Raw genomic sequence first — 18,684 nt, 5'->3', positions numbered from 1 at the left:
GTGTTCGATCCGCTCGCCGCGACGGGTGGGCGGGAGCCCCGCCCACCCGTCCGTCATGCCGGTGCCGGCCCGGTCGTCACGCACGCCGCCTGGACCGGACGAGCAGCACACATCCGCCGGCGAACAGCACGCCGCCCACCGCCGCGGGCCACAGACCGAGGCCGGAACCCGTCTCGGCGAGGCCTCCCTGTGCCTGCGGTGCGGGGGCCGGCCCGGCGTCGTCGCCGCTGCCGGCGCCTCCGGTGCTGCCGGTCTTCCCGGGTGCCGCCACGGCGCTGCTCACGGCGTCCGGGGCGTCGGCCGGTGTCGTCGCGGCCCTGGGCTCGGCGCTCGCGGAGGCTCCGGCGTCCCGGCCCGCGGCCGGGGGCGTGGACTCGTCGCCACCGGCCTGGGCGTCCTTCCGGCCGTCGTCCTGCCCGTCCCGGCCGGTCTCCTGGCCGCCCTTCTGACCGCTCTCCTGGCCGCCCTTCTGACCGCCCTCGCCACCCGGGTTCTGCGTCCCGTCCTGGTGGTGGTCCCGGCCGGGAGCGTTCCCGTCGTCCTTGCCGCCCCCTTCGTCCTGGCCGTCCTGTCCGCCCTGCCCGGCGTCCGCGGGCGCGGAGGCGGTGGCGGTGGCGGTGGCTGTGGCTGTCTGCTCGGCCGGCGGCTCGGTGCTCTGGCCGCCGTCGTCACCGGGCTGTTCCCCGCCCTCGCCCGGGTCGGTCGCCGGCGGCGTTTCCGGGCCGCACTCCCGGCCGGAGTTGATGCACTCGACCATCTCGCGCATCAGGTCCTTGTCGAAGACGTTGATGAAGTCGCTGTGGTCGGTGACCGGCTTGTGCAGCTGCTCGGGGAAGGAGTCCACGGCGAACAGCGGAGCGGTCCTGCCCCCGTCGCCGAGGCTGGGCGCGGCCACGTCGTACACGACGCGCTGCACCAGGCGCGGGACGGGCACGAAGCCCTCGGGGCAGCTGCCGTCGGCGGCGGCGAAGGCCATGTGGGTGCGGTGGTTGGCACTGTCGATGTTGCGGCCGTCCCAGCAGCTCTGGAAGGTGAAGGTGCGCACTACGTCACTGCCCGAAGGGCAGAGCGGGTACTTGTCCTTCAGTTGCCGGTCCTCGAAACCGGTGCAGCTCCAGGAGGCGTTCGCGTTGGTGTTGCCGTTGACGAACGCCTTGGCGTCACCGGTGATGATGCGCAGCAGGCGCGGCATCTCCGTGACCTTGCCGCGCTCGTTGCCCTGGAACGTCAGCGTCACCTCGGCCGGCGTGACGATCTCGCCCGCGTTGCCCTCGACGCCTCCGCCCGGCGACTGGGCGTCCTGTTCGGCGGTGCCGTTCTGGAGCCGGACCACGGGCCAGTAGTACGAGGACTTGTCGCCCTGGTCCGCGCAGCTGGTCTCGGCGGCGGCCAGGTCCTCGTCGCTGGAGAAGGCGTTGCTGTCCTGGTTGCCGACGTAGTCGTGGAAGTGGTGGGCGCCGTTGCTCACGCCCGGGGCAGCGATCAGGTTGTCCGAGTTGAACAGACCCTCGGCGTTGACGCCGCAGCTGGTGGCGAAGGAGCCGGTCGAGGCCTGCTTCTGGCGGGCCGCCCGCGCGGTGTTCGGCTGGACCGACTTGATGTCGGCGTAGTCCTCCGCCACGGGGCCGTTGCCCGCCTGTCCGCCGTTGCCGGGCTGCTGCTCGCCGCCGGACTCGCCGTCCTCGCCCCCCTGCTGCCCCTGCTCCGGTGCGTCTGTCCCTCCCTGCCCCCCGCCCTGTTGGTCCGGGCTGCCGCTGCCCGTGTCCGCCGACGCGATCTCGGTGCGGCGCAGGGTGCATTCGGCCAGGGTGTCCAGGCCCTCGGGGCTGCCACCGGCCTTGTCGATGGCGGCGGCGATGCGCTCGATCGTCGCCGCCCGCTCCTTCTTCAGCGGGTCGAGGACCGCGCCCTCGTCGAGGGTGCCGTCGTCCGCGGTGCGGGCGGCTTCCTGGAGCGTGCGGTAGGCGGCGGCGACCTGCTCGTCGAGGTGGGCGAGTTCGGTGTCGACCTCGGGCCTGGCCTGCTCCGGGACGGCCGTGAGCCGTTCGGCCGGGTCGGGGCAGTCCACGGTGGCCGCGACTCCGGAACTGCCCAGGGGTACGGCGGCGTTACCGGACTCGGTCGCGGAGGCGAAGACGTTGACGGCCACCAGACCGCCGCCCCCCAATATCAGCGCCACCGCTCCGAAGGTCGCGCGTCGCGCCCCGGTCGGGCGTCTGCGCCTGTTGTGTCCCAAGGCGTGCTCCTGTGTCGTGACGGACGTCGTGACGGACTACGACGTGAAAGGCCCCCGGCTCCATACGGAACCGGGGGCCGGAGCGTTCAACCGCCGCTGGAATTCTCAGCCTTCCCTCACCTCACGGGCGCAGGACCAGCCGGATCGGGTCGCCCTCCTTCTTCTCCAGACGGGCGACCGCCTCGGCGGCCTCGCTCAGGGGCAGGATCCCGCTGACGGACCCGGAGAAGTCCAGCCGTCCGCCCTGGATCAGCCGAAGGAGCTGCGGCAGCGCCACCGGCATGTCGGAGCCGTAGTGGCCGAGGATGCGCTGCTGGAGGTAGCTGAAGCGGGTCCCGTCCGCGACGGTGAGCGGCTTGTCGGTCAGGCCCACCAGGACCAGCCGCCCCTTGGGGGCGAGGACGGAGACCGCCTGCTCCCGCACGGGCGGCACGCCCGCGAAGTCGAAGGCGGCGGCGAGACCGAGGCCGCCGGTCGCTTCCCGGACCGTCCGGCGCAGCTCCGGGTCGGCGGAGTCCAGGGCGAGGTCGGCGCCCGCGGCCAGGGCGCGTTCGCGGGCGACGGGGCTCGGGTCGACGGCGACGACGGGACAGGCGCCGATCGCCCGGAGGAGCTGCACGGCGTGGACGCCGAGGCCGCCGACGCCCCACACGCCGACCGCCTCGGCGGGCCGGACCGCGCCGCTCTCGGTGATCGCGCCCCACGGGGTGGACACGGCGTCCGGGATGATCGCGCCCTGCTCGAAGGGGATGGCGTCGGGCAGCGGTGTCATGGCGTCGGCGGCGGAGAGGGCGTACTCGGCCCAGCCGCCGTCGTAGTCGACGCCGCGGGTGTGGACGACGCCGTCGCGCGTCTCGCCGGCATGGAGCACGACCCGCTGTCCGGGGGACCAGTCGGTGACCCCCTCGCCGGTCTCGGCGACGGTGCCGGAGACCTCGTGGCCGAGGGTGACGGTGTCCCCCCGGAGGAGCAGCGGGGTGAGGGTGCCGTCGATGAGGTGCACGTCGGACAGGCAGACGCCGGCCGCTTCGACCTTGACCAGCACCTCCCCCGGGCCCGGCTGCGGGCGGGGCACCTCTTCGAGTCGCAGGGTGCGGCTCGGGACGTGCAGGCGGGCGGCGAGCATCTGCGCCATGACAGGACCTCCTCGGTGCGGCGGCGACCCCGGGTGGTCCTCAGCGGTCCATCGCAGGTCGACTTGCTTTGACCGTACACCCAACGCAGGACGACTTGCTTTACGCTGGCAGAATGAGCACTCCGGAATCCGCCGCCCCACCTCTGCGCCGCCGTGGGGAGCGGATGCGGCGGGCGGTGCTGGCCGCCGCCGTGGACCTGCTGTCGAGCCAGGGCCTGGCGGGGACGACGGTCGGCGCCGTGGCCCGGGCGGCCGGGGTGCACGAGACGTCCGTGTACCGGCGGTGGGGCACACGCGAGAACCTGATCCTGGACGCGCTGACCACGGAGCTGGACGCGGCGCTGCCGGTTCCGGACACCGGACGGGTCCGGGACGACCTGCTGGCGTTCTTCTCCGCCCTGGCCCGGCTGCTCGCCTCCCCGCAGGGCCGGGCGCTGCTGCGGCTGAGCGTCGAGCACGACGACACCCTGGAGGACCGGCGGGGCCCCTACTGGGGGGAGCGTCTCGGCCGCGCCGTGGTGATGGTCCGGCGGGGCGTCGAGCGGGGCGAGCTGGCCGCGGACACCGATCCCGGGCTGCTGATCGAGGCGGTGAGCGGTCCGTTGTTCGTCCGGGTGCTGCTCAGCGGGGCTCCGCTGGACGACGCACTCGTCCGGGGGCTGGTGGACCTGGCCCTCGGCGGGGCCAGTCCCCGGCCCGGCGGTCCCGCCCGGCGCTCGACCGCGGTGAGGTGAAGGCCCGGATCGTGGGAACCCGGCGCTCCGCGGGCGCGGGTGCGCCGAGGACGGAGGAGCCATGGACCGCAGCAGGCCGCTCGCCCTGGTCACCGGGGCGTCCAGCGGAATCGGGTACGAACTCGCCGCGCTGTTCGCGGAGCACGGCTACGACCTCGTGGTGAACGCCGAGGACGAGCGGCTGGAGCACGCCGCCCAGCGGCTGCGGGAGACCGGCGCGGACGTACGGGCGGTGCGCGCCGACCTCAGGAGTCCCGAGGGCGTGGACCACCTGGTCGCCGCCCTGACCGGGCTCGCCGTGGACGTGGCGGCCCTCAACGCGGGGGTGGGGCAGGGCGGCGCCTTCGTCGACACCGACCCGGCGGACGACCAGTCCGTCATCGACCTCGACGTGACGTCGACCGTGCGGCTCACCAAGCCCCTGCTGCGGGACATGGTGGCGCGCGGGGTCGGGCGGCTGATGTTCACGTCCTCGGTCGCGGCGACGATGCCGGGCTCCTTCCAGGCGGTGTACAACGCGTCGAAGTCGTTCGTCCAGTCCTTCGCGCAGGCGTTGCAGGAGGAGGTCCGGGACACCGGTGTCACGGTCACCTCCTTCATGCCGGGGCCGACGGAGACCGATTTCTTCCGGCGGGCCGGCATGCTGGACACCAAGGTCGGCACGATGCCGAAGGACGATCCCGCGCAGGTCGCCCGGCAGGCGTTCGACGCCGTCATGAAGGGCCGCGGGAAGCTGGTCACCGGCTCGGCGAAGACCAAGGCCCAGGGGGTGGCGGACAAGGTGCTGCCGGACCGCGTCAAGGCCGCCGTGCACCGCCGGATGGCCGAGCCGGGGACCGCGGGGCACGACGACGAGCACGACGAGCGCTAGCACCGCCCGCGGCGACCGTTCATCCGTCCCGCCCGCGTCCGGTCCCGAGCCGTACCCGAAGGGCCTCTTGTCGGCGGCTCACCGGCGGTGGAACGATGCCCGGGCACCGGTTCACCGCACCGAAGGGACCGCCGTGACCGACGACCGGGAACGCCCGCGGGCCGCAGCCGCGTTCGACGCGCTGGGCGCCGAGTACGAGAAGGCGTTCGCCGGGTCGAGGACGCACCGCCGCTCGCTGGAGTGGCTGCTGGCGCGACTCGCGCCGGGCAGCCGGGTGCTGGACGTGGGCAGCGGCACGGGACGTCCCACCGCCGAGACCCTGGTGGACGCCGGGCACGCGGTGCTGGGCGTCGACGTCTCCCCCGTCATGGTGGAGCTGGCCGCGCGGCAGGTGCCGGCTGCCGCCTTCCAGTGCGCCGACATCCGTGACGTGCCCCTGGAGGACGCCTCCTTCGACGCCGTCTGCGTGTACTTCTCACTGCTCCAGCTGGACCGGCGGGAGCAGCGGGACCTCGTGCGGCGTCTGGCGCGGTTGCCGAAGCCGGGGGGCTACCTGGTCCTGGCCACCGTGCCGCTCGACGTGGAGGACGTCGACGCGGTCTTCATGGGCCAGCCGGTGCGCGTCACCAGCTTCCCCGCGCAGGAGCTGGTCACCCTGGTCGAGGAGGCGGGCCTAGAGGTGCTGGCGCAGGAGGCGTCGATGTTCACCCCGGCCCATCCGGACGCCCGGCCCGAGCCGCACCTCTTCCTGCACTGCCGGCGTCCGGGGCAGCCCCGGATGGGGTAACTGCGCACGCGCGGATCCGGGCCCGCGGTCAGAGTGGGCAGCATGACAGAACCTGGCGAGCGACGGCGCCGCACCACTTCCACGGCCACGCGCGAGCGGGACGTGCGGGACGCCCGTGACGCCGCCCGGCACGCCGCCGACGCGCTGTCCGAACTGATCCGGCACCGCCTCGAAGGGGTCTCCGCGGTGCGCCGGAGCGAGGACGGCGGCTGGATCGTCAACGTGGACGTGCTGGAGGTGGCACGCATCCCGGACACCACCAGTCTGCTCGCCACCTACGAGGTCGAGCTGGACGCGCCGGGCGACCTGATCCAGTACCGCAGGATCGCGCGCTACCGGCGCGGTGCCCAGGACCAGTGAGCGGGTCGTGAGGCCCGCATCCGGAAGGACCACCGCATGATCACCTACGACGACGAGGTCGTCTGCGCGCCTCGCGCCGGAACCCTCTACGACGTCCTCGAACTCATCCTCGACCGCGGCATGGTGATCGACGTCTTCGTGCGCGTCTCCCTGGTCGGCATCGAGATCCTCAAGGTGGACGCACGCATCGTGGTCGCGAGCGTCGACACCTATCTGCGGTTCGCCGAGGCCTGCAACCGCCTCGACCTGGAGCACGACGTGCGCTCCAAGACCGTCCCCGAGATGTTCGGCAGTCCGGTGGCCAAGACCGTGGGCAAGGCCGGCGCCAAGCGGACGGCGCGCTCCCTGACCGACAAGGTGCGCGACGTCCTCGCCCCGGAGCCCGACCCCGAGTCCGAGCAGGAGGAGGCGGAGGCGGAGGACAGGCGGGCCCGTCCCCGCGAACGCGCGGAGCGCGCGAGGAGCACCCAGCGGCCCCGCAACCGGCCCGCCGCCCGCTCCCGCGACGAGGACGACCGCCCCCGTTCCCGCCCGCGCCGGCGCCCCGAGACGGAGGACGAATGACCGCGCCCGCCACCACCGAGTCCCCGTTCACCACCGAGTCCCCGTACACCACTGACACCGCCGCCACCGCGGTTGCCACCACCCCCGCCGTCGCCGCCGTCACCGCCGAGGAACCGGCGACCGCGCCGAAGGCTTTGTACGTCTACGGCATCGCCCCCGCCGGGATCCGCACCCCCCGCTCCGCGGGCGTCGACGGCGCCCCGGTGCGGCTGGTGAGCGAGTCGGGACTGTGCGCGGCGGTGTCCGACGCGCCCCCGCGACTGCGGCCCCGGCGCCGTGACCTGCAGGCCCACCAGGCCGTCTTGGACGACATGGCGGCCCAAGGACCGGTGCTGCCCATGCGGTTCGCGGTCCTCAGCCCGCGGACCGACACCCTGCTCTCCCAACTGCGTGCCGACGCGACCCACTTGACGGAGCAGCTCGAAGGCGTTCGGGGGTGCGTGGAACTCAACGTCAAGGGGACGGTGGTACCCGGCCACTTCGCCGACCTGGTGCGCCGGGACGACCAGCTGCGGGCCCTGGCCCTGCGGACCCGACGCCGGCCGGACTACGAGGCCAACGTCCGGCTGGGCGAAGCCATCGCCCTGAGTGTGCGCCGCGAGGCACGGCGCGCGGCCCGGGAGGTCGTCGACCGGCTGGCCCCGCTCGCCGTACGGACCGTCCAGGGCACGACCGACGACGAGCAGGTGCTCAGCGCCTCGTTCCTGGTCCGGTCGGGGGACGAAGCGAGGTTCAGGGAGGCGGTGGCGGAGCGGGCCCGGGCCTGCGGGGACCGGCTGGCCCTCAGCGTGACAGGACCCCTGCCCTGCTACAGCTTCGTCGATCCGCGCCCCGCGACACCCGCCGGTCGGTGACCGCATGGGCATCGTGAGCGGTCTCCTCCTGCTGCCCCTCGCACCGGTGCGCGGCACGGCGTGGATCGCCGACCACCTGCTCCAGGAGGCCCGGCGCCAGGCACACGACCCACGCGCCGTGCAAGCACGACTGGCCGCACTCAACCGGGCCCTGGACGAGGGCGCCGTCGACGAGGCGGTCTTCGAACGGGAGGAGGAGCGCCTGCTCACCCTCCTGGAACGCCCGGCCCGGTCCAGCGGCCGTACGACCACCATGAAACCAGCGCGGAGACGACACCTATGAACGACACGAAGGCGGCCATGGCGGCGGCTGTGGCGGGCGGATACCTACTGGGGCGCACGAAGAAGGCCAAGCTCGCCTTCGCCGTCGGCTCCTACCTCGTGGGCAAACGCGTCGGCCTCTCCCCCGGCCAAGTACTCGGCCAGGGGCTGGGCAGCCTGCAACGGGCGCCGCAGTTCCAGGAGTTGGGCGACCAGATCCGGGACGAGCTGCTGACCGCCGGACGCGCGGCCGTCACCGCCGCGGCGAACCGCCGGCTCACCGGACTCGCGGACGCGCTGCGCGACCGTACCGACGCACTGGCCGGCGAGGGCCGGCGGGGTGACGGCCGGGACGAGGACGGCCGGGACGACGACTGGGACGAGGACGCCCCGGACGAGGACGCCTACTTCGACGAGGAGGACCGGGAGGAAGACCGACGGCCCGCGCCGTCGCCGCCCCGGAAGTCCGCCAGGAAGGCTCCGCCGCGCAAGTCCGCGGCTCCGGCGAAGAAGACGGCCAAGAAGGCCGCGAAGAAGACGGCCGCCAAGAAATCGGCACCGGCGAAGCGCACGGCGGACCGGGGCGGCAGGCGCGGAGGTGGGCGAGCATGACCCCCGACCGGCAGGACGACGGCGGACCCTCTCCCCTCGACGACCTCAAGGACGCCCTGGGCGGTTACCTCTCCGCAGCGGGGCACGGCCTCGTCGGCAGGGCGGGGGACCGGATCGGGTCCCTGACGGACCGCCTGACCGACGGCGGCGGCTCCGGAGGCGGCGGCTCCACGAACGGTGGTGGGTCCAAGGGCGGCGGATCCAATGGTGGTGGGTCCAATGGTGGTGGGTCCAACGGTGGTGGGTCCAAGAGCGGCGGCGGCTCCAAGGGCGGCGGCGGGAAGAGCGGCGGCGGCAGCGTCAAGGCGACGCACATCATGGAGACCGTCGACATCGGCGTCCCCCTGCGCACCGTCTACGACCAGTGGACGCAGCTCCAGGAGTTCAGCGGCTTCACCAAGGGCGTGCAGAGCGTCAGCCCCAACGACGAGGTGACTTCTGACTGGACCGCGAAGATCGCCTTCTCGACGCGCAGTTGGAAGGCGACCGTTCAGGAGCAGATCCCCGACCAGCGGATCGTCTGGACCTCCGAGGGCGCCAAGGGCAGCACCAACGGGGTGGTCAGCTTCCACGAACTGGCGCCCCGGCTGACCCGCGTCGTCGTGGTGGTCGAGTACTACCCGGCGGGCTTCTTCGAGAAGACCGCCAACATCTGGCGCGCCCAGGGACGCCGGCTGCGGCTGGACCTGAAGCACTTCGTGCGGCACGTGACCCTGGCGGACGAAGAGGAGATCGAGGGCTGGCGCGGTGAGATCCGCGACGGCGAGGTCGTCAGGAGCCACGAGGAAGCGCTGGAGGAGGAGAACGCCGAGGAACCCGGGTCCGAGGACGAGTCCGCCGACGAAGACGAAGACGACAACGACGGCGACGACGAGGGCGCGGAGGACGACGACGGCGAGGGCGAGTACGACGACGAGGAAGACGAGTACGACGAGGAGGAGGAGCCGTATGAGGACGAGGAAGACGACGAGGACGAGGAAGACGAGCGTCCTCGCCGGCGCCGTTGACGCCGCCGCCGCGGGGAGCACGCGGTGACCGACCTCGACCACCGGTACCCGGACCTGGAGGCACAGCCCTACGGGCCTCCCTCCGGCAGCCTCGCCGACCTCCTCGAACGCGTCCTGGACAAGGGCATCGTCATCGCCGGGGACATCAAGATCGATCTGCTCGACATCGAGCTGCTGACCATCCGGTTGCGGCTGTTCATCGCCTCCGTGGACACCGCGAAGAAGGCCGGCATCGACTGGTGGGAGACCGACCCCGCGCTGTCGTCCCGTGCCGCCCGGGACGCGCTCGCCGAGGAGAACGCACGGCTGCGGGAACGTCTCGACGCCCTGGAGGGCGCCGAGGAAGCGGCGGGAGCCGTGCGATGAGCACGGCCGGCGCCGGACCGGCGGCCCCCGGCCTCCTCTGCGCCTTCGCCGTCACCCGCACCCCGCCGGACCCCGCCGGTCTGGCGGAGGCACGGGGACACGAGGAGGGCGGTCCGCTGCGTGTCCTGACCGTCGGCGACCTGTGCCTCGTCGTCCAGGACGTCCCCGCGGCCCTGTTCGACGAGGAGGCGCTGACCGAACGTCTCAACCGGCCGGACGACCTGGAACGCTGCGCACGCGCCCACCATCGGGGCGTCGTGGCCGCGGCCGGGCGCGGCGCCGTCGTGCCGCTGCCGATGGCGACGCTGTACCGCGGCGAACCGACCGCGGCGCGGGCCGTCGCCGCCCGGCGCCCGGCGCTGGTCACACTGCTCGACCGCCTCCGCGACCGGACGGAGTGGGCGGTGAAGGTGCACGCCGCCGAGACCGTGCCGGAGCCCGCCACGGACACCGGTACCCCCGGTGACGCCGGCGGCGGACGGGCCTACCTGAGCCGGGTCAGCGCACGACGGCGTGATCGGCAGAGCGCGCACGGGAAGGCACTGGCCGAGGCGGAAGCGGTCGACGCCGAGCTGCGGCGGTACGCGGCCGACACGACACGCCACCGCCCGCAGAGCGAGCGGCTCACGGGCCGCAGGAGCCCGCAACTGCTCAATCTGGCCTACCTGGTGGACGACGCGCGGCGCACCGCCTTCACCGAAGCGCTGGCGCGTCTCACCGCCGGGGGCCGCGGTCCGTCCGTACGGGTCGACGCCTCGGGTCCGTGGATCCCGTACTCCTTCGCCCGCTGGGACGAGGACCCGCAAGCGGGCCCGGACCGGGAGGACCGCCCATGACCGTCCCGGACGTCCGCACGCCGGGCCCGGCCCCCGTGCCCTGGGGCGGCCCGGAGCCGTACGCACCGGTCGGTGTGCCCCTGGTGGACCTGCTGGACCGGGTGCTGGCGACCGGGGTCGTGGTCAGCGGCGATCTGGTGCTGGCCATCGCGGACGTCCCGCTGGTGCGGATCTCCCTGCACGCGCTGCTGTCGTCGGTGAACGAGCGGGTGCCCGCTCCCTGGCCGGACAGCGGGCCGCTGTGACCGCGTCCCGGGCCGAGGCCGACAAGACCCTGGACCTGGATCCGGAGCGGGTGACGAACGACCTGGCCGCCCTGGTCCTGACCGTCGTGGAGCTGCTGCGCCAGCTCATGGAGCGCCAGGCCGTGCGCCGCTTCGACGAGGGCACCCTGAGCGCGGAGCAGGAGGACCGGCTCGGCACGGCGCTCATGCTGCTCGACGAGCGCATGGACGACCTGTGCGCCCGGCACGGACTGAGCCGCTCCGACCTGAACCTCGACCTGGGCCCGCTGGGGTCCCTCCTCGCGGACCCGGAGCCGTAGGGGCTGCGAACGTCACGCACTCGGGACCGCAGGGGCACGGGACCGCAGGGGCACAGAACCGCAGGGGCACGGAACCGCGGGGTCACCGACACCCGGCACGAGCGATCGTTATGATGACGCGGAATCGCTCAAACGAACATTCTCGGGTGGGGAGACCTGATGCGGGAGCCGGTCGATCTCAGGCGCCAGCGGATACTGGCGGCGGTCCAGGCACGCGGCACCGCGCGGGTGCGCGACCTCGCCGACGAGTTGCAGGTCTCGGTCGTCACCGTGCGCCGCGACGTGGAGGAGCTGACACGCGAGGGCAGGCTGAGCCGCGGCCACGGGGTGGTGCGGTCGACGCTGCCGGCCCGGGAGACGGCCCCCGAACCGGTCCCGGCGGGCGGGGACCGGGTGGCCGTGGTCGTCCCCGTCCGGCACTCGTACCTGACCGAGACGCTGCACGGGGCGCGCACGGTCCTGGAGCGCGCCGGGGTGCGGATGGCCCTGCATCTCGCGCCGCGAGCGTCCGGGGCCGAGCGCCCGCTGGTGGAACGGGCACTGTCGGACGGTGCGGACGGGCTGTTGATCGCCCCGCGCTGGCGCGGCCGGGCCGACGAGGAGGCCGACCACGAGTGGCTGGCCGGGGTCGGCGTGCCGACGGTGCTGATGGAGCGCCGCCCGTGGCGCGGCAGCGCGTTGCACGCCCTGGACTCGGTCTGCTCGGACCACTGGTACGGGGCGCACCTCGCGGTCGAGCACCTGGTGGGGCTCGGCCACCGGCGTCTGCTGTTCGCCACCCGCCACGACAGCCCCACCGCCCGCTCGCTGCGAGCCGCTCTCACCGAGATCGCCGGGGCACATCCCCTGGTGGAGCGCTGGGCGTGGACGCTGATCGCACCGGAGGCCGGGGCCGACGGGCCGTATCCGGCGGACGAGAGCGCCGAGCTGCCCGCGCTGATGCGCGAGACGGGCGCGACCGCGATGGTGCTGCACGGCGACGTGGACGCGCTGATGGTGGTCCAGCGGCTCGCCGAGGAGGGCGTACGGGTGCCGGACGACTGCTCGGTGGTCGCGTACGACGACGTGGTGGCCGGGTTGACCTCGCCCCCGCTGACGGCCGTGGCGCCGCCGAAGGCGGAGGTGGGGCAGGCGGCGGCGGAGCTGCTGCTCCAGCGGCTGGCCGAGGCGGGCGGCGGCGGGCAGCCGGGCCGGCGGATCGAACTGCTGCCGCGGCTGGTGGTGCGAGGGTCGACGGACCGGCTGCCCGAACCGCTCGACGAATGAGCGTTTGAGCGTTTCATTTTCTTCTGATCGATCTATTGACCGTTTGGGTCGGGGCGTTCAGGATTCCCGTGTCTCGAAGAGTCGGGTCCGCACCTGGTGCGCGCCCGCAGGAGCCGCGGAGGCGCCATGCCCGGACGACCCAGCCGTCGCTCCGTGCTCGCCGCGATGACCGCCCTACCCCTGACAGGAGCCGCGAGCGCCTGCAGCGGGGGGAACGGCGCATCGTCGGCCCGCACGGGCACCACCACCCGCATCACCTTCTGGTCCGCCCTGCGCGGCAGCCAGGAAGTGGTCGACGCGTTCAACCGCACGCACCGCACCGTCCAGGTGGAGTTCCAGCAGATCCCCTCCGGCGGACAGGGCGGCTACGCCAAGCTCAGCAACGCGGCCCGGGCCGGGAACGCGCCCGACGTCGCCACCCTCGAGTACCCGCAGGTCCCGGGGTTCGCCATCGACGGCGTCGCCCGCGACATCACCGACCTGGTCAGTGACGGCCTGCGCCGCAAGCTGCTGCCGCAGGCGCTCGGCCTGACCACCTTCGAACGCCGGGTGTTCGCCGTGCCGCTGGACGTCGAACCCATGGTGATGCACTACCGCGCCGACCTGTTCGACCAGTACGGCCTCGAAGTCGCCCGCACCTGGGAGGAGTTCGCCGAGCAGGCCGCCACCGTGCGCCGCAAGGCGCCCGACCGCAGGCTGGTGCTCTTCCCGACCGACGGGATGACGCAGTTCGCCTGCTACGCCTGGCAGGCGGGAGCCCAGTGGTTCGACACCTCGAAGGGCGCCTGGAACGTCTCCCTCGCCGACGCGCCCTCCCGGCGCGTCGCCGCGTACTGGCAGGACCTGATCGACCGCGACGACGTCTTCCTGAACGCCGTCGAGAGCAGGCAGTCCGACGCACAGATCGGCAACGGGCTTGTCCTCACCCGGCTCAGCGGCGCCTGGGACGCCGGGGCCCAGATGAACGCGCGGCCCGGGCAGAAGGGCCGGTGGCGGATCGCACCGCTGCCGCAGTGGGACACCGGCAGCCCCTCGGCCGGCACCCACGGCGGCTCCACCTTCGCGATCACCCAGGACAGCAGGCACCCGGAGGCCGCGATGGAGTTCATCGAGTGGCAGGTCTCCCACCCCGACGCCCTGCGCGCCCGGCTCTCCAGCGGCACCAGCAGCCAGTACCCGGCCGCCCCCGGCCTGGTCGCGGTGGGCCGCGAGGCCTTCGACCGCTCGTACTACGGCGGCCAGGACATCTACGGCCTGTTCGAGCAGGAGGCCGCGAAGATCGGCGACCAGTGGCTCTGGGGTCCGCGGATGAGCGCCACCCAGAAGGTCATGCAGGACTCCTTCGCCCGCGTCGGCGGCGGCCAGGGCAGCCTCGTCGAGTCGCTGCGCACCGCCCAGGAGGGCACCATGCCCGACCTCAAGGCCCTCGGCCTGTCCACCACCCAGCACAGCACCTGAGCCGACGAAAGGCAGGTGACACACCCATGACCACGACCACCCACTCACGGGTGCCGGCCGGCGCCGCCCGCGCCGCCTCCCCGGCCCCCTCGGCCGCGGGCCTGCGGGCCCGAAGAGCCGCCAAGCGCCGTCAACTGACCGCCGCCGGCGTCCTGATGACGCCGTTCTTCGCCCTGCTGGTCACCGTCTTCCTGATCCCCGTCGGCACCGCCGTCTACCTCAGCTTCTTCAGCGACGACCAGCCCGGCCTCGGCTTCGGCCCCGAACGCACGGTCTTCGTCGGGCTGCGTTCCTACGCCGCCGTCCTCACCGACCCCACCTTCCTCGGCGGGCTGGGCACGGTCGCCCTGTACTGCCTGATCTACATCCCGCTGATGGTCCTCGGCGCACTCGCCCTCGCCCTGCTCCTGGACTCCGGCGTGGTCCGGCTGCGCGGCCTCGCCCAGCTCGGGCTGTTCCTGCCGCACGCGGTGCCCGGCATCATCGCGGCGCTGATCTGGCTCTACCTGTACACGCCCGGCATCAGTCCGGTGATCGAGCTGTTCGCCAAGGGCGACATCACGATCGACTTCCTGGGCGTGCACACGGTCGTCCCGTCCATCGTGAACATCGCCCTGTGGAGCAACCTCGGCTACAACATGGTGGTCTTCTACGCCGCCCTCCAGGCGGTGCCCCGCGAGGTGATCGAGGCGTCCGTCGTGGACGGCGCGGGGCCGGTGCGCACCGCGCTCCAGGTCAAGACGCCGCTGGTGCGGTCCTCCCTCGTGATGGTCTCGATCTTCACCCTGATCTGGGCGCTCCAGCTGTTCACCGAGCCGATGCTGCTCAGCCAGTCCTCGCCGATGATCAACTCGCGCTTCTCCCCCAGCATGTACATCTACGACGCGGCCTTCACGCGCAACAACTACAGCCTCGCCGCGGCCGCCTCGGTGGTCCTGCTGGTGTGCACCATCGCCCTGTCCTACGGCGTCACCCGCTTCACCAGCCGCACCGACTCCGAGGAGGCCCGATGAGCGCCGCGGACAGCTCCCTGCTCCGCCCGAGGCTGCTGGGGAGGGCAACGGTCAACGTCGTCGTCGCCGTCTCCGTCCTCTACACGCTGCTGCCGGTGCTGTGGCTGGTGCTGGCCTCGGCCAAGAACCGCGACGCGCTGTTCAGCAGTGACCTGCTGTCCCTGAGCGACTTCTCCCTCCTGCAGAACCTCCGGGACGTCTTCGCCATGGACGGCGGGCTGTACGGCCGCTGGTACGTCAACAGCCTGCTGTACGCGGTGATCGGCGCCGCCGTCGGCGCGCTGGTGAGCGTGGCCTGCGGCTACGCCTTCGACAAGTACCGCTTCCGGCACAAGGAGAAGCTGTTCGGCCTGGTGCTGGCGGCGGTGATGGTGCCGCAGACGGTGCTCGCGCTGCCGCTGTACCTGATGGCGTCCGAGGCGGGCCTGGTCAACACCTTCTGGGCGGTGTTCATCCCGGTCCTGTTCAATCCGTTCGGTGTCTACCTCGGCCGGATCTTCGCCCGGGGCTACGTCCCCGACGAGGTGCTGGAGGCAGCCCGGGTGGACGGGGCCGGCGAGCTGACCACCTACGCCCGGGTGGCGTTCAGGATGCTCGGACCCGGTCTGATCACCGTCTTCCTGTTCCAGCTGACCGCGATCTGGAACAACTTCTTCCTGCCCATGGTGATGCTGTCCGACCAGGATCTGTATCCCGTCAGTCTCGGCCTGTACCAGTGGAACAGCTCGGCCTCCGTGTCGCCCGAGTACTACCCCGTGGTCATCATGGGCTCACTGCTCGCCGTACTGCCGCTCATCCTCGCCTTCGTGCTGCTCCAGCGTTTCTGGCGCAGCGGCCTGACCGCCGGAGCCGTCAAGTGACCGTGCACGACCCAGGACCCGGCCGCCGGCCCCGTGCCGCCGTGGCCATGTCCCCGGACGCCGCCTCGGCCGTCCTCGATCCCCAGTCCCGGGCCGCGTTCCGCCGGGTGTGCGACCTGGCGCCGTTCCCGGTGCTCGACGACCTGACCACGGCGCGGGCGAGATCCGTGCTGGCGGACGTGGAGCTGCTGATCACCGGGTGGGGCTGTCCGCCGCTGGACGCGGAGGTGCTGCGGTCGGCGCCCCGGCTGCGGGCCGTGGTGCACACGGCCGGCAGCGTCCGCGGGCACGTCACGGACGCGTGCTGGGAGCGGGGGATCGAGGTCTCCTCGGCCGCCGCGGCCAACGCGCTGCCGGTGGCCGAGTACACCCTCGGCATGATCCTGCTGAGCGGCAAGCGGGTGCTGGAGCGGGCCCGTGACTACCGGGTGTCCCGAACGCGCGGCGACTGGCTGCGCACCTCGCGCGGCGTCGGCAACTACCGCCGCACGGTGGGCGTCCTGTCCGCCTCGCTGATCGGCCGCCGGGTCGTCGAGCTGCTGCGGCCGCTCGACGTCGAGATCCTGCTGCACGACCCGTTCGTGAGCGACGCGGAGGCGGCCGGCCTCGGCGTCGAGGGGGTGGGGCTGCCGGAGCTGTTCGCGCGCTGCGACACCGTCAGCGTGCACACCCCGCTGCTGCCCACGACCCGTGGTCTGGTGAGCCGTCCGCTGATCGACGCGATGCCCGCCGACGCGGTGCTGATCAACACCTCCCGGGGGGCGGTGATCGACCAGGAGGCGCTCACCGACGCCGTCGTGGCCGGCCGCATCCGGGCCGTGCTGGACGTCACCGACCCCGAGGCGCTGCCGCCGGACCACCCGCTGTGGGACTGCGAGAACGCCCTGATCACCCCGCACCTCGCCGGTTCCGAGGGCAACGAGTGGCGCCGGCTGGCCGACCTCGCCCTCGCCGAGACGACCCGCTGGGCCTCCGGTTCCGGCTTTCTCCATCCCGTACGACGCGAAAGGCTGGCGTTCCTGGCATGAGCATCCCGTTCGAACTGCCCTCCGAGGACCGTGCGTCGAGCTCGTACACCGGTTACACCCGCGCCCACTGGGAGGCCGTCGCGGACGGGCTGCTGTGGGCCGCGTGGCGCTGGAGCACCCCCGGCCGCGCGCTGCTGGACCTGCCGGGCCGGCCCTCGCGTTCGGGGGTGCGCTCCGACGGCCTGGAGGGGTTCGCGCGGACGTTCCTCGCGGCGGGCTTCCGGGTCGCCGGGGCGGGCGGCGCGGACCCCCGCGGCTGGCTGGACCGTTACGCGGAGGGTCTCGCCGCCGGCACCCTCACCCCCGGCCGGGACGACACCGAGTCCTGGCCGGTGATCCTCGACCACGACGTGCAGGGCCAGCCCATGGTGGAGTCGGCGTCGGTGGCGCTCGGGCTGCGGCTGACCGCGCCGTGGCTGTGGAAGCACCTCGACTCCGGCGTGCAGGACCGGGTGGAGGAGTGGCTGCGCGGTGCGCTGCGGCACGTGCCGGCGCCCAACAACTGGTACCTGTTCCCCTACACGGTCGCCGGGTTCCTGGAGTCCGTCGGCCGGGGCGACGCCGAGACGGCCGCGGCCCGGGAGCGGGCGCTGGAGCTGATGGAGGGCTGGTACCGGGGCGAGGGCTGGTACGCCGACGGCGACGGACGCGCCTTCGACCACTACAACGGGTGGGCCCTGCACCTCTACCCGGTGCTCGACGCCCACCTCGGCGGCGACACCGACGCCCTCGCCCGGTACGGGGGCCGGCTGCGGGCCCACCTCGACGGCTTCGCCCTGATGTTCGGGGCCGACGGGGCACCGCTGCACTTCGGCCGCTCGCTCACCTACCGCTTCGCGGCGTCGGCGGCCGTGGGCCTGGGCGCCCTCACCGGGCACACGCCGCTGACGCCGGGTGCCTCGCGGCGGCTGGTGAGCGGCAGCCTGCGGTACTTCGTGGACCGCGGGGCGCTGACGGACGAGGGGCTGCTGAGCCTGGGCTGGTACGGCCCGCACGAGGCGACCCTGCAGGAGTACTCGGGTCCGGCCTCCCCGTACTGGGCGTCGAAGGCGTTCGTGTCCCTCCTCGCCCCGGCGCAGCACCCGCTGTGGACGGCGGCGGAGGAGGCCGCGCCAGTGGAGGAGGCGGACCGGGTCCTGGCGCTGACCGCGCCGGGGCTGCTGGTGCAGGCGACCAGCGGCGACGGAATCGTACGGCTGCACAACCACGGCAGCGACCACGTCCGGCCGCACGAGGGCGAGTCGGCCGCCGAGGACGACCCGCACTACGGGCGGCAGGCCTACTCGACGCGGACGGGTCCCACGGCCCGGCACAACGTGGCCGACAACCACCTGTCGGTCGAGGTGAACGGCCGGTCCAGTGTGCGGCGCCGCGTCCGGCCGCTGGGCGCGGGGCAGGGCGACGGCTGGGGCTGGGCGGCGTCCTGGCACCGGCCCGTCTTCACGGACGGGCCGCCCATGGTGCCGGGGCTGCGGGTGGAGAGCGTGACCGTGGCCCGGGGACCGTACGAGCTGCGGGTGCACCGGGTGGTCGGCGCGCCGGCCGGAGCGCGGGTCACGCACACCGGGTGGGCCACCGGCCCCGAGGAGCCGCTGACCTCGACGCTGCACGGCCTGTACGGCTGGGAGCCCAAAACGGAGACCGTGCGTGCCCCGCAGGGCACCGCGTACGTGCCGTGGGCGGAGCTGCCCCGGCTGTCCGGCGCGGCGGGCGGCACCACCGTGCACGTCGGCCTGGCCGCGCTGACGGGGGAACCGGTGGGCGCCCCGGCCGCCGCCGCGGTGAGGGAGGTGGTGCCCGGCGAGGACGGCGTCGAGGTGGTCTGGGCGGGCGGCGCCCGCACCCGGGTCTCGTTCGGACCGGTGGGGGTGACGCACACGGAGGGCTAGGGG

The 18,684-nt window shown here is 73.4% G+C and carries 21 protein-coding genes; 19 read left to right on the top strand and 2 right to left on the bottom strand.

Translation table 11 applies throughout. The annotated features are described in order from the left end of the window. Positions 1-76 precede the first annotated feature (76 nt). Both ACIBCJ_RS02695 and ACIBCJ_RS02690 read right to left on the bottom strand, forming a co-directional pair. Positions 77-2,236 (bottom strand): DUF1996 domain-containing protein, encoded by a 2,160-nt coding sequence (locus tag ACIBCJ_RS02695; protein WP_365978705.1) that lies wholly within the window; start codon positions 2,234-2,236, stop codon positions 77-79. A 121-nt stretch (positions 2,237-2,357) separates the two neighbouring features. After that, positions 2,358-3,371 (bottom strand): zinc-binding dehydrogenase, encoded by a 1,014-nt coding sequence (locus ACIBCJ_RS02690; RefSeq protein ID WP_365978706.1) that lies wholly within the window; start codon positions 3,369-3,371, stop codon positions 2,358-2,360. A 113-nt stretch (positions 3,372-3,484) separates the two neighbouring features. Between ACIBCJ_RS02690 and ACIBCJ_RS02685 the strand changes: the two genes are divergently transcribed. From ACIBCJ_RS02685 to ACIBCJ_RS02595, 19 genes are all read left to right on the top strand, one after another. Continuing rightward, a complete protein-coding gene (locus ACIBCJ_RS02685) occupies positions 3,485-4,105 on the top strand; it encodes a TetR/AcrR family transcriptional regulator (RefSeq protein WP_365978707.1) in 621 nt (206 codons plus the stop codon). A 61-nt stretch (positions 4,106-4,166) separates the two neighbouring features. After that, positions 4,167-4,976 carry an SDR family NAD(P)-dependent oxidoreductase gene (locus tag ACIBCJ_RS02680; protein WP_362092480.1) on the top strand — a complete coding sequence of 270 codons (810 nt, stop codon included), beginning with the start codon at positions 4,167-4,169 and terminating at the stop codon, positions 4,974-4,976. A gap of 133 nt (positions 4,977-5,109) precedes the next feature. After that, positions 5,110-5,763: a class I SAM-dependent methyltransferase gene (locus ACIBCJ_RS02675; RefSeq protein WP_362092476.1), complete on the top strand. Its 654-nt coding sequence runs from the start codon at positions 5,110-5,112 to the stop codon at positions 5,761-5,763. 42 nt (positions 5,764-5,805) lie between these two features. Continuing rightward, positions 5,806-6,123, top strand: a complete 318-nt coding sequence (locus tag ACIBCJ_RS02670; protein ID WP_133884829.1) for a gas vesicle protein — start codon at positions 5,806-5,808, stop codon at positions 6,121-6,123. Between the two features lie 36 nt (positions 6,124-6,159). After that, positions 6,160-6,687: a gas vesicle structural protein GvpA gene (locus ACIBCJ_RS02665; RefSeq protein ID WP_362503510.1), complete on the top strand. Its 528-nt coding sequence runs from the start codon at positions 6,160-6,162 to the stop codon at positions 6,685-6,687. Further along, positions 6,684-7,541: a GvpL/GvpF family gas vesicle protein gene (locus tag ACIBCJ_RS02660; RefSeq protein ID WP_365978708.1), complete on the top strand. Its 858-nt coding sequence runs from the start codon at positions 6,684-6,686 to the stop codon at positions 7,539-7,541. Before ACIBCJ_RS02665 ends, ACIBCJ_RS02660 begins: the two co-directional genes overlap by 4 nt. A gap of 4 nt (positions 7,542-7,545) precedes the next feature. Continuing rightward, positions 7,546-7,824: a gas vesicle protein GvpG gene (locus ACIBCJ_RS02655; RefSeq protein WP_362092467.1), complete on the top strand. Its 279-nt coding sequence runs from the start codon at positions 7,546-7,548 to the stop codon at positions 7,822-7,824. Next, the gene (locus ACIBCJ_RS02650; RefSeq protein ID WP_365978709.1) at positions 7,821-8,414 is read left to right on the top strand and encodes a hypothetical protein; all 594 of its coding nucleotides are present in this window, start codon (positions 7,821-7,823) and stop codon (positions 8,412-8,414) included. Before ACIBCJ_RS02655 ends, ACIBCJ_RS02650 begins: the two co-directional genes overlap by 4 nt. Continuing rightward, positions 8,411-9,421: an SRPBCC family protein gene (locus ACIBCJ_RS02645; protein WP_365978710.1), complete on the top strand. Its 1,011-nt coding sequence runs from the start codon at positions 8,411-8,413 to the stop codon at positions 9,419-9,421. Before ACIBCJ_RS02650 ends, ACIBCJ_RS02645 begins: the two co-directional genes overlap by 4 nt. A gap of 24 nt (positions 9,422-9,445) precedes the next feature. After that, the gene (locus ACIBCJ_RS02640) at positions 9,446-9,787 is read left to right on the top strand and encodes a gas vesicle protein (protein WP_133884835.1); all 342 of its coding nucleotides are present in this window, start codon (positions 9,446-9,448) and stop codon (positions 9,785-9,787) included. After that, positions 9,784-10,623: a GvpL/GvpF family gas vesicle protein gene (locus ACIBCJ_RS02635; RefSeq protein ID WP_365978711.1), complete on the top strand. Its 840-nt coding sequence runs from the start codon at positions 9,784-9,786 to the stop codon at positions 10,621-10,623. The genes ACIBCJ_RS02640 and ACIBCJ_RS02635 overlap by 4 nt, the downstream gene beginning before the upstream one ends. Continuing rightward, positions 10,620-10,868 carry a gas vesicle protein gene (locus ACIBCJ_RS02630; protein ID WP_362092453.1) on the top strand — a complete coding sequence of 83 codons (249 nt, stop codon included), beginning with the start codon at positions 10,620-10,622 and terminating at the stop codon, positions 10,866-10,868. The genes ACIBCJ_RS02635 and ACIBCJ_RS02630 overlap by 4 nt, the downstream gene beginning before the upstream one ends. Then, a complete protein-coding gene (locus ACIBCJ_RS02625; RefSeq protein WP_365978712.1) occupies positions 10,865-11,167 on the top strand; it encodes a gas vesicle protein K in 303 nt (100 codons plus the stop codon). Before ACIBCJ_RS02630 ends, ACIBCJ_RS02625 begins: the two co-directional genes overlap by 4 nt. Before the next feature lie 159 nt (positions 11,168-11,326). Then, complete coding sequence (locus ACIBCJ_RS02620) at positions 11,327-12,433, top strand: substrate-binding domain-containing protein (RefSeq protein ID WP_362092447.1); 1,107 nt, start codon at positions 11,327-11,329, stop codon at positions 12,431-12,433. Between the two features lie 126 nt (positions 12,434-12,559). Further along, complete coding sequence (locus ACIBCJ_RS02615; protein WP_365978713.1) at positions 12,560-13,891, top strand: sugar ABC transporter substrate-binding protein; 1,332 nt, start codon at positions 12,560-12,562, stop codon at positions 13,889-13,891. Positions 13,892-13,917: 26 nt separating this feature from the next. Continuing rightward, positions 13,918-14,904, top strand: a complete 987-nt coding sequence (locus ACIBCJ_RS02610; protein WP_362092441.1) for a sugar ABC transporter permease — start codon at positions 13,918-13,920, stop codon at positions 14,902-14,904. Beyond that, on the top strand, positions 14,901-15,764 hold the full coding sequence (locus tag ACIBCJ_RS02605) for a carbohydrate ABC transporter permease (protein ID WP_133884841.1): 864 nt from the start codon (positions 14,901-14,903) through the stop codon (positions 15,762-15,764). Before ACIBCJ_RS02610 ends, ACIBCJ_RS02605 begins: the two co-directional genes overlap by 4 nt. Further along, on the top strand, positions 15,761-16,792 hold the full coding sequence (locus ACIBCJ_RS02600; protein WP_365978714.1) for a hydroxyacid dehydrogenase: 1,032 nt from the start codon (positions 15,761-15,763) through the stop codon (positions 16,790-16,792). The genes ACIBCJ_RS02605 and ACIBCJ_RS02600 overlap by 4 nt, the downstream gene beginning before the upstream one ends. After that, positions 16,789-18,681 carry a DUF2264 domain-containing protein gene (locus ACIBCJ_RS02595; protein ID WP_365978715.1) on the top strand — a complete coding sequence of 631 codons (1,893 nt, stop codon included), beginning with the start codon at positions 16,789-16,791 and terminating at the stop codon, positions 18,679-18,681. Before ACIBCJ_RS02600 ends, ACIBCJ_RS02595 begins: the two co-directional genes overlap by 4 nt. The last annotated feature ends 3 nt before the right edge of the window (positions 18,682-18,684 follow it).

Origin of the sequence: Streptomyces sp. NPDC051136, from assembly GCF_044455745.1 — a bacterium.
GTDB lineage: Bacteria > Actinomycetota > Actinomycetes > Streptomycetales > Streptomycetaceae > Streptomyces.
The sequence above is the reverse complement of the archived record's forward strand: the minus strand, read 5'-3'. Positions and strand labels throughout refer to the sequence as shown.